Consider the following 9,628-nt stretch of genomic DNA (forward strand, 5'->3'; position numbering starts at 1 on the left):
TTAAAGTTATAAAGGAGCGGCTATGTCATTTCAACTCATCATAAAAGTCGAGCATCGCGTTAGGTATTCGCCTCTGTCAAAATAGTTGTGCCATTACCCACTTGGTGAACTGAGCCTGCTCCACTAATAATGTGGTTATAGGTCACTTTATTGTTTCGGTTGAAATAAAGACTCCCCGCATTATCCACGTTACTGGTGATGCTTCCCATGTTATTTCCGTCACCCAGACGTAACGTGTTGCCGGATAATATATTGACCGTGTCAATATTCATATCGTGGGTATAGGTCAGATCCAGATTTCCCGTTGTAGCACCTTTTTCCCCGATGGTGACAACGGAATTTTTCGACCCGGATACATTGCCCTTCAGGGTTGCATTCGGACCAGACATATAAAGGCTGGCACTGCCAAGCTCGACATTGCCATCAATTGCGCCTGAATTATGAATATCGTTAGTCATGATGCCATTATTCTTTATAGAGAATTGGTCTCCCTTTATGACGCCCCCATCCAAATTCGTGATGGTATCAACAACGCCTTTATCGTCGATATAAATGCCATTTCGCTTTCCATACAGTAAGGACGCGTTGGTAATTTGTTTAATTTTAGACGGCCTGATCTGGGGATTAACATCCAATGAAGACATGCCCTGCCCAGTGACCTGAACTGCGTCCTGGTCAGCCGTGATCCCTTTACTCCCGGAATTATTATTCAGATTTTCGAGGTATCCTCCACCTTGAATCAGAATGCCGTGATAGAGGCCACTCATTGTTCCATGATTATTGAAAGTGCCGACATTACTGCCAGAGTCGATATCAAACGTTGCCTGATTAGAGAGAATGTTACTCTTCGGAGATTTCAGTGTTCCATAATTATCAATGGATTTAAGTGTTGAAGTTATAACAGATATCCCATCAATCAATCCCTTATTCCGATTTAGGATGGTATCTATGCGTCCATATTGACCAGCATAATATGAGCCACTCGCATGTTGTATCTGTATTGCGTTCAATGAGCTAGGATCATTGCTGGCATGAATTGAACCATAATTATCTAACGTGTTTATTTGACCAGAAACCCATACGGCTCCGTTGACTCCACTTATGGTTCCGTGATTAAGCAGCTTTCCAATAGAACCACTGTAAGTTACTGTTATTCCAGAAGTTACCTGCAAAACACCATTATTCTCAATGCCATCAACTAAAATTTTTGGTGCCAGATTATTGTTCTCTCCGACATTAACTGCACTGTATTTCAGGCCGTAAGGATCAAAATTATCTGGATCCCCTCTAGGGGCATTAATTGATGCACCTTTAATGACAGTAAGATTTTCACCACTTGACAGATTACAGGGTTCTGTCACATCACCGGAAATGGACGTCGTGTTCGAAGAGCCGCATGATGATGAGTCCGCTATTGCATAAACACTTATACCCGGAAACAGTAAAGCTACTCTAAGAGTTATTGGGAATACAACATGTCTGTATATCTTCATAAGAGGACCCCTAAATAACCTGAATTTCGTTTAAAGAACGGCTAAAATGCCTGTAGCAACAAAATAGTGGAGGCCATCAGGCTACAATAGTTTACTTTAGAAAAAATTTATTGTTTCATCTAGGGCCAAGTCCAGAATTTATACTCCTATAACAAAAATTCAGCTTTTAAACAGCAAAATAGACTACGAGTCAGATAGAGATTTACGCCTGTACAGTTGATAATGATGAATCATAATTCATTAATCTAACAGCAAATGTCTATGTCAAGGGTTAGACTCTGTGAAGAATAGCACCAGAGCATGTTGACGTTCTGAGAGAGGAATTTGAACAGAATGATGATTTGGCTTCCCTGGTGGGGTACTTTAAAATGACGTTCCCGTATCCCGTTATCTTTCAGGAGCTTTTATTGATGAGCCAGTCCGAAACGCTTTACTCTCAGGCAAAACATGTGATCCCCGGTGGAGTCAATTCACCTGTACGTGCTTTTAACGGTGTTGGTGGAACCCCCGTCTTTATTCAACGTGCGAATGGTGCTTACCTTTATGATGTTGATGGCAATGCTTATATCGATTATGTCGGCTCATGGGGACCAATGGTTCTCGGACATAATCACCCCGCTATCCGCAATGCCGTTATTGAGGCCGCAGAGCGTGGCTTGAGTTTTGGCGCACCAACCGCAGCCGAAGTGGAAATGGCAAAATTGGTCACTGAACTGGTGCCTTCCATGGATATGGTGCGCATGGTGAACTCAGGTACAGAAGCCACGATGAGCGCCATTCGTCTGGCGCGGGGTTATACCCACCGTGACAAAATCATTAAATTCGAAGGCTGTTACCACGGCCATGCTGATTGCTTGCTGGTAAAAGCCGGATCAGGTGCCCTGACGATTGGTCAGCCCAATTCGCCAGGTGTTCCCGCTGATTTCGCTAAACACACCTTGACGTGTGTTTACAATGACCTGAATTCTGTCCGTGAAGCCTTCGAAAAATACCCAGAAGAAATCGCCTGTATTATCGTCGAACCCGTCGCGGGTAATATGAACTGCATTCCACCGCTACCAGAATTTCTGCCGAGTCTGCGTAAGCTGTGTGATGAATTTGGTGCCCTGCTCATTATTGATGAAGTGATGACGGGTTTTCGTGTCGCACTGGGTGGCGCACAAGAGTATTACGATGTTAAGCCAGATTTGACATCTCTTGGCAAAATTATCGGCGGCGGTATGCCTGTGGGTGCTTTTGGTGGCCGTCTGGAAATCATGGAAAAACTGGCACCCACTGGCCCTGTTTATCAGGCAGGCACCCTTTCTGGTAACCCAATTGCAATGGCTGCCGGTCTGGCTTGTCTGAAAGAAGTGGCCCAAATTGGTGTTCATCAGCGTTTAGGGGAACTGACCGACACGTTGGCAGCGGGTTTAAAACATGCAGCATCAGCAGCCGGCATCCCTCTGGTTGTTAACCACGTTGGCGGTATGTTCGGTATCTTCTTTACCGATGCGCAAAGCGTTACCTGTTATCAGGATGTCATGAAGTGCGATGTGGAACGTTTCAAGCAGTTCTTCCACTTGATGCTGGATGAAGGTATCTATCTGGCGCCTTCTGCGTTTGAAGCGGGCTTTATGTCCATCGCTCATTCAGATGAAGATATCCAACGCACTGTTGATGCGGCAGCACGTTGTTTTGCAAAACTGAAATAAATATTCTGCTTTCCCGAATCTCAGACGTCACTATTCTCTGTTATCAGTGGCGTCTTCACACCAAAGCCCGTATCGCAGCGGGGAAATATAAGGCCTCGCGTCGTCTTGCGGATTGCAACTTGAAGTTTATCGCGTATACATCTATATTTGCCCACCTACACCCTTAAACTTTTCAACAAAGGCAGCAATTTTCTGGAAAACGGTCTGCTTTTTCGTTCTGTATTCCGGGTTAAGTGGGCTTAACTTAGGTAGCGTTGAATTTAGCTCTGTACCATTTTCACTTGCATATTCTCGTTTTAATGATGCCGTAATATAGCGCTTAGCAGCATCTTCATTTAACTTTTCCGATCTAATTAACTCTTCTGCTTCACGCTTTTGTTCAATTTGAGCAAATTTGAAAAACTCATCAATGATACTGGCCTTGTCGATAATTTCATCCAAGTTAGTTTGATTAATGAAATCGACAATTAGACTTTCTTTTGCCCGATTGCCAAGGCTGGAACGAATTAAACGGCGAACTTCATCAATTAATTCTGCTTTATTTTTATTCTTTTTATTGTTTTCAAAAATCAACTCAAGAATGTAATCTAAATTAATTTCCTGCGATTTGAGCAAGTCCACTTCAAAGACGACATCATCCCAGTCAATAGTAGATTTATCTTTCTCGTTAGACGACTTTTCACGGCGTAACCAATCACGCGTATCATTATAGGTTGAGCGATAATCTTGAATAGTACGCTCAGTCGGCATCTCAATCGCTTGCATCGCGGCGATATCTTCATCACTTAGGTAGTATTTAGCCTTAAATGCCTCAACAGCCTCCGGATTACTGATATCTACATGTTGTAGAGCCTTTAATCCTGCAAATTCATCATAGTTTTGCGGTACATTCTCCGCACGCAAATATTCACCAAATAGTTTGGCAAAGTCTTTTTTATCTTGCTCTTTAACAATATCATCAGGATTAGGAAAGCGTCTTTGTAGCTCCGTCACTACCTCTAAAAATCCGCGACGTGCTTCACCGGTGACTAAATCAGTAAAGCCTTCCATGTATTCTTTATAGCTTTTTTCCAGCACTATGTTTTTGGTATTCTTATCGCCAAATAAAGTAATAACCTCAACCGTAGCCTGTTCTAAATCACGGAAAGTGACGATATTACCAAAGGTCTTCGTGGCGTCATAAATACGGTTGGTGCGTGAAAAAGCTTGCATTAGGCCGTGGTAACGCAGATTTTTATCGACAAACAAAGTATTCAACGTCGGCGCATCAAATCCCGTTAAAAACATGCCAACAACAATCAGTAAATCTACTTCTTGATTTTTCACTCGCTGAGCAAGATCTTTATAGTAGTTTTGGAAACCTTGACTATCCACACCAAAATTCATTTTAAATGTTGCATTATAATCATCAATTGCGGCGCTTAAAAATTCTTTAGCACTACTGTCCATTGCAGTGAGTTCAAAACTTTCATCAATGATTTCACCAATAGCATCTTGTTCTTCATTGGCGGCAAAAGAGAAGATAGTGGCAACATTAAGCGGTTTTCTGTTCGTTTTATTTTTATCAGTCTCTTTTTGTAAATGCTTGAACGCTTCATAATAAGCTTTTGCAGCCTCCACACTGCTGACCGCAAACATAGCATTAAAGCCTTTGCCACCGGCTTGGAGACGATGCGTTTTTTGCCTGAAGTTATTTAAAATATACCGGGAAATTTCACGAATACGAACAGGATGTAAAAAAGCTTGCTTGTTTTCTGCCGCTGTTAATTTTTTTTCGTCTTGTTCGGTTTCAATGGACTTAAACTGTGGTCTTACATCGTTATAATCAACTTTAAACTTCAATACTTTTTCATCACGAATGGCATCGGTAATCACATACGAATGTAATTCTCGGCCAAATACACTACTGGTGGTGTCTGCACCCAAAGCGTTTTGCGGGAAAATTGGCGTACCCGTAAAACCAAATTGATAATATTTTTTAAATTTCTTCTTTAGATTTTTTTGTGCTTCACCAAACTGGCTGCGGTGTGCCTCATCAAAAATAAACACGACTTGCTTATTGTATATTGGTAAGTCGCTTTCACTTTTTATTAAGTTATTCAGTTTTTGAATGGTAGTAACAATAATTTTATTGTCATCTTTTTCAATATTTCGTTTTAACCCTGCGGTACTCTCCGAACCATTAACACTGTCAGGTGAAAAACGTTGATATTCTTTCATGGTCTGGTAATCCAGATCTTTACGATCGACCACAAAAAACACCTTATCGATAAAATCCAGCTCAGTAGCCAAACGTGCCGCTTTGAAACTGGTTAAAGTCTTACCCGAACCCGTAGTATGCCAAATGTAGCCACCACTCTCAGTATTACTCCAATTTTTAGCCTGATACGCACTTTTAATTTTCCACAAAATACGTTCAGTAGCCGCTATTTGATAGGGGCGCATCACTAATAAAGTATTGCTAACATCAAATACAGAATAATGAATTAACACATTCAGCAAGGTATTTTTCTGAAAAAATGTCGCTGTAAAATCTTTTAAGTCTTTAATCAGCGTATTATCAGATTTGGCCCAATTCATGGTGAAGTCAAAACTGTTTTTATTACGCTTGGTAGTATTGGCAAAATAGCGAGTGTCTGTACCGTTTGAAATCACAAAAAGCTGTAAGTATTTAAACAGTGAATTTTCTGTATTAAAGCTTTCTTTACTATAACGGTGCACTTGGTTAAAAGCTTCTCGAATAGCAACTCCGCGCTTTTTAAGCTCAACCTGCACCAATGGCAGGCCATTAACCAAAATGGTTACATCGTATCGATTCGCTTGCGCCCCTGTTTGCTTGAATTGCTTAATGATTTGTACTTTATTACGGGCAATGTTTTTCTTATCGACGAGATAGATGTTCTCAATATGCCCATCATCAAAAACAAAGTCGTGGATATAATCGTTATGAATCTTACGAGTTTTGTCTATGCTGCTATCGCTGGGCTTATCTAAGTACTGTTCAACAAAGCGTTGCCACTCACTTTCTGAAAAATTAACATTATTCAGTATCTGTAATTGCTCTCGCACATTAGCCAGCATATTTTGAGGCGTATTTAAGGTAGTAACATATTCATAACCTTGTCTGACTAAATCGTCGATCAATTCCCGTTCTAAATCACCTTCACTTTGGTAGGTTTCATTTAGCTGCAATTCTTTAGTGTATTTATCGAGTACGATAAAGTTATTTGATTCAGCAACAGTTTTGTATTCGTACATACTTCACCTATAAATTCGATTACTCTAGTCTTCTGCCTGTTGAAAACGGTACATCGTATTAATTTCATTAACCAGATAGTGCAAAACACGCTTGTCATCATCCGTAAGCGCCGCGACCTCTTCACCTGCATGTTTTGAATGACTAGAGATATTAATAATCCTGGCTTCATAAGGGTTAGGTCTGCCATCATCGGTTTTTGACAATAAATCCCCCCACTTTTTATAGCCAAGGAATGTCGAGGTTTTTTCTAATATATTTCTTAAAAAGTTAAAGTGATACTTACTCAATCAGTGTGTAAAACACGCTCCAGATAACGTTGCTTTCTTCACCCTTTGATATTTTAACATTTTCAGTTTGTGCTTCATTGTCACGTTCGAAAGAAAACGTGACCTCTGCACCATTTTCGCCAAAATGCGGGGTTAGTTTTTCATCTGTATAGCGTTGAAAGTTAGCAATGATATTTCGGTCTTGCCCTTGGTCTTTCAGCACCCAATCTGTAAATGAATTCGGCTGGATTTTGAATTTAGGCTCGGTATTCTCAGATAAGTCGTTATCCCAGTAAAACAAGTCTTCGGTAAAGGCGTTGTAATACAAAAAATTAGTACGCGTCAATGATAGCTCTTCATTATTGCCACTTTCATCATTATCAATCTTTGGCGCAATCAGCTGTTTAAATTCCCGCGAAAGCCGGGTTTTACCCGTGCCATTAAAGGCATAGATCAACTGTACGTTCTTGTTGGCCTCTTTTAATTGCTGTGCTATTTCCGTTAGCGTTTTACTCATATCATGCCTCTACCTCTGGTTTGGGAAAACTCAACAGCAGATCGCGATAATATTCATATTGCTTTTGACGTAGTTCAATTTCACGCGGTAAACCTTCGCTGATGGAGTTAGTTAGAGCGTCGAATTTATCTAAAATACCGACAAGACGATTCTGTTCTTCAATGGATGGAACTGGGATAGATATTTTTGCAAACCCATTAATCAACAATGTGTTGACTTTGGTTCGAGCAACATATTTTGCTTTCTCAGCAATAAATGGAGTTGTTTGCATACAATAGGAAACAAATTTCGGGTTCATCGCATGACGGAAAGCATAACAGTGATCATGAATAGCTACTCTTTCATTTCCGATCCACGCAACAGCTTTGCCTACATCCTCAACTGTTTCTCCAACATCGGTTATCACAACGTCCCCCGGCTCTGCATAGCGTAAAGTCGTTGCCATTTCAGGTCTAACTTTTGAAAGCACATGACTGGTTGATACACCATACTGTGTATAAATTTCACCGTAGTGGATAACGCTTATACCGTGTTCTACATAATCAGCTTTAGTAAAACGTTTGCCACGAATAAATTCACCAATTTCCCCCAAAGTCTTCCACTCCACCTCACCTTCTTCAAAACTTAACAACTGGTCACGATAGTAGTTGTATTGTTTTTTGCGTGCGGTTAGCTCGGCAGTTAGCTTAACGGTAAGCTCAGCGGTAAGCTCGGTAAAGGTGTCCAAAATACGGACGATTTCGGTTTGGAATGCAAGCGATTTTTCTAGTTTTTCAGGATATGGAATAGGGATTTGGATTTTCGCCATATCAGATGCAGAAACATCAATAACTTTTGCTCCTTTTGCATATTTCCTTTTTTCATTTGCAAATTCGGTTGTTTGAGTGAAATAAGCAAAATATTTCCCTAAGATAATTGGGCTTGGTTTGAAAATTGTGGCATGCCCACCGGTAACTGCTTGTTGCTCGCCCAGATAAACCAGAGCCTTACCAACGTCTTCAAGGTTTTCACTTGTGTTTGTGATTACAACATCACCTGTATTAACCTTCCTTAATTTTTTGGCCAGCTCAGGCGAAACAAATGATTTAGTTTTTGTCGTAGAAAAACCGTAATAAGTATAAATTTGTCCATAGTGAATTGCCGGCACACCGGTTTCGGTAAAATCTTTTTTTTGTAATCCATTACCACGAACTAACTCACCAATTTCTCCCAAGGCCATCCATTCCACCTCAACACCATCAAGCAGTTTTTCCATAAAACTCATATTGCTCATGCCTTACTCTCCGTGCCTTCAATCTCAGCAATAATGGCATCAATATCCGCTCGCAGCTGGTCGATTTTTTTAACGGTGGTCTTTAATTCAGCATTGAGTTTTGTAATATCAATCTCTTCACGATTATTTTTAGCTTCAACATAACTACTCACCGACAGGTTGTAATCGTTAGCAGCGATGGCTTCAAAACTGACTGATTTTGCCAAATGTTCAATATCAGCTTTGCTATCAAACACCTGCATGATTTGTTCGATATGATCATCGGTAAGTATGTTGTTATTGGTTTCTTTTTTAAACAGAGTGCTGGCATCAATAAATTGAGTAGTGGTATCAGTTTTGTGTTTAGACAGTACAAGAATGTTGACAGCAATGGTCGTGCCAAAAAACAGGTTAGGTGCCAATGAGATCACGGTTTCAACATAGTTGTTATCTACCAGATATTGGCGGATTTTTTGCTCAGCCCCACCACGGTAAAAAATACCGGGAAAGCAAACAATCGCCGCGCGGCCTTTGCTGGATAAGTAACTCAATGCGTGCAGTACAAAGGCAAAGTCGGCTTTGGACTTCGGCGCTAATACACCCGCGGGAGCAAAGCGGTCATCGTTGATCAGTGTTGGATCATCATTGCCAATCCATTTCACCGAATACGGTGGATTAGAGACGATAGCATCAAAGGGCTTATCATCACCGAAGTGCGGATCTAGCAGGGTGTTACCTAGCGCGATATTGAACTTGTAGTAGTTAATGTTGTGCAAAAACATATTCATACGCGCAAGGTTATAGGTGGTATGGTTAATCTCCTGACCAAAGAAACCGTCTTCAATAATGTGGTCATCAAAGTGTTTTTTAGCTTGTAATAGCAATGAGCCAGAACCAGCGGCGGGATCATAGATTTTGTTTACGCTGGTTTGCCCGTGCATGGCGAGCTGAGCGATTAGCCTGGAAACGTGTTGTGGTGTAAAAAATTCGCCCCCTGATTTACCCGCATTAGCAGCATAGTTAGAGATTAAAAACTCGTAAGCATCACCAAACAGATCGATTTTGTTACTTTCGAAGTGACCAAATTTAACGCGATGCTCGACTTTAACATCCTATAACGTTGGCTTGTTGAAGCCAGTCGCGCTGA

6 protein-coding genes and 1 pseudogene are annotated in these 9,628 nt (G+C 40.9%); 1 reads left to right on the plus strand and 6 read right to left on the minus strand.

Annotated features, from left to right (window positions below; all coding sequences use genetic code 11):
- Positions 1-59: 59 nt before the first annotated feature.
- A complete protein-coding gene (locus AAY47_RS11240; protein ID WP_047769914.1) occupies positions 60-1,493 on the minus strand; it encodes a hypothetical protein in 1,434 nt (477 codons plus the stop codon).
- A 410-nt stretch (positions 1,494-1,903) separates the two neighbouring features.
- Between AAY47_RS11240 and hemL the strand changes: the two genes are divergently transcribed.
- Complete coding sequence (hemL, locus tag AAY47_RS11245; RefSeq protein WP_047769908.1) at positions 1,904-3,187, plus strand: glutamate-1-semialdehyde 2,1-aminomutase; 1,284 nt, start codon at positions 1,904-1,906, stop codon at positions 3,185-3,187.
- A 141-nt stretch (positions 3,188-3,328) separates the two neighbouring features.
- Here hemL and AAY47_RS11250 read toward each other — a convergent pair whose 3' ends face one another.
- The 5 genes and pseudogenes from AAY47_RS11250 to AAY47_RS11265 form a co-directional block, all read right to left on the minus strand.
- Positions 3,329-6,445 (minus strand): HsdR family type I site-specific deoxyribonuclease, encoded by a 3,117-nt coding sequence (locus AAY47_RS11250; RefSeq protein WP_047769909.1) that lies wholly within the window; start codon positions 6,443-6,445, stop codon positions 3,329-3,331.
- 24 nt (positions 6,446-6,469) lie between these two features.
- On the minus strand, positions 6,470-6,649 hold the full coding sequence (locus AAY47_RS23170; RefSeq protein WP_327213537.1) for a hypothetical protein: 180 nt from the start codon (positions 6,647-6,649) through the stop codon (positions 6,470-6,472).
- A 76-nt stretch (positions 6,650-6,725) separates the two neighbouring features.
- On the minus strand, positions 6,726-7,229 hold the full coding sequence (locus AAY47_RS11255) for a hypothetical protein (RefSeq protein ID WP_327213538.1): 504 nt from the start codon (positions 7,227-7,229) through the stop codon (positions 6,726-6,728).
- A gap of 1 nt (position 7,230) precedes the next feature.
- Positions 7,231-8,502 carry a restriction endonuclease subunit S gene (locus AAY47_RS11260; protein ID WP_047769912.1) on the minus strand — a complete coding sequence of 424 codons (1,272 nt, stop codon included), beginning with the start codon at positions 8,500-8,502 and terminating at the stop codon, positions 7,231-7,233.
- Positions 8,499-9,566 (minus strand): annotated as a pseudogene (locus AAY47_RS11265) (type I restriction-modification system subunit M); the annotation flags it as partial. The pseudogene AAY47_RS11265 and the gene AAY47_RS11260, both read right to left, overlap by 4 nt.
- Between the last annotated feature and the right edge of the window lie 62 nt (positions 9,567-9,628).

Origin of the sequence: Xenorhabdus griffiniae (assembly GCF_001028135.1) — a bacterium.
GTDB lineage: Bacteria > Pseudomonadota > Gammaproteobacteria > Enterobacterales > Enterobacteriaceae > Xenorhabdus > Xenorhabdus bakwenae.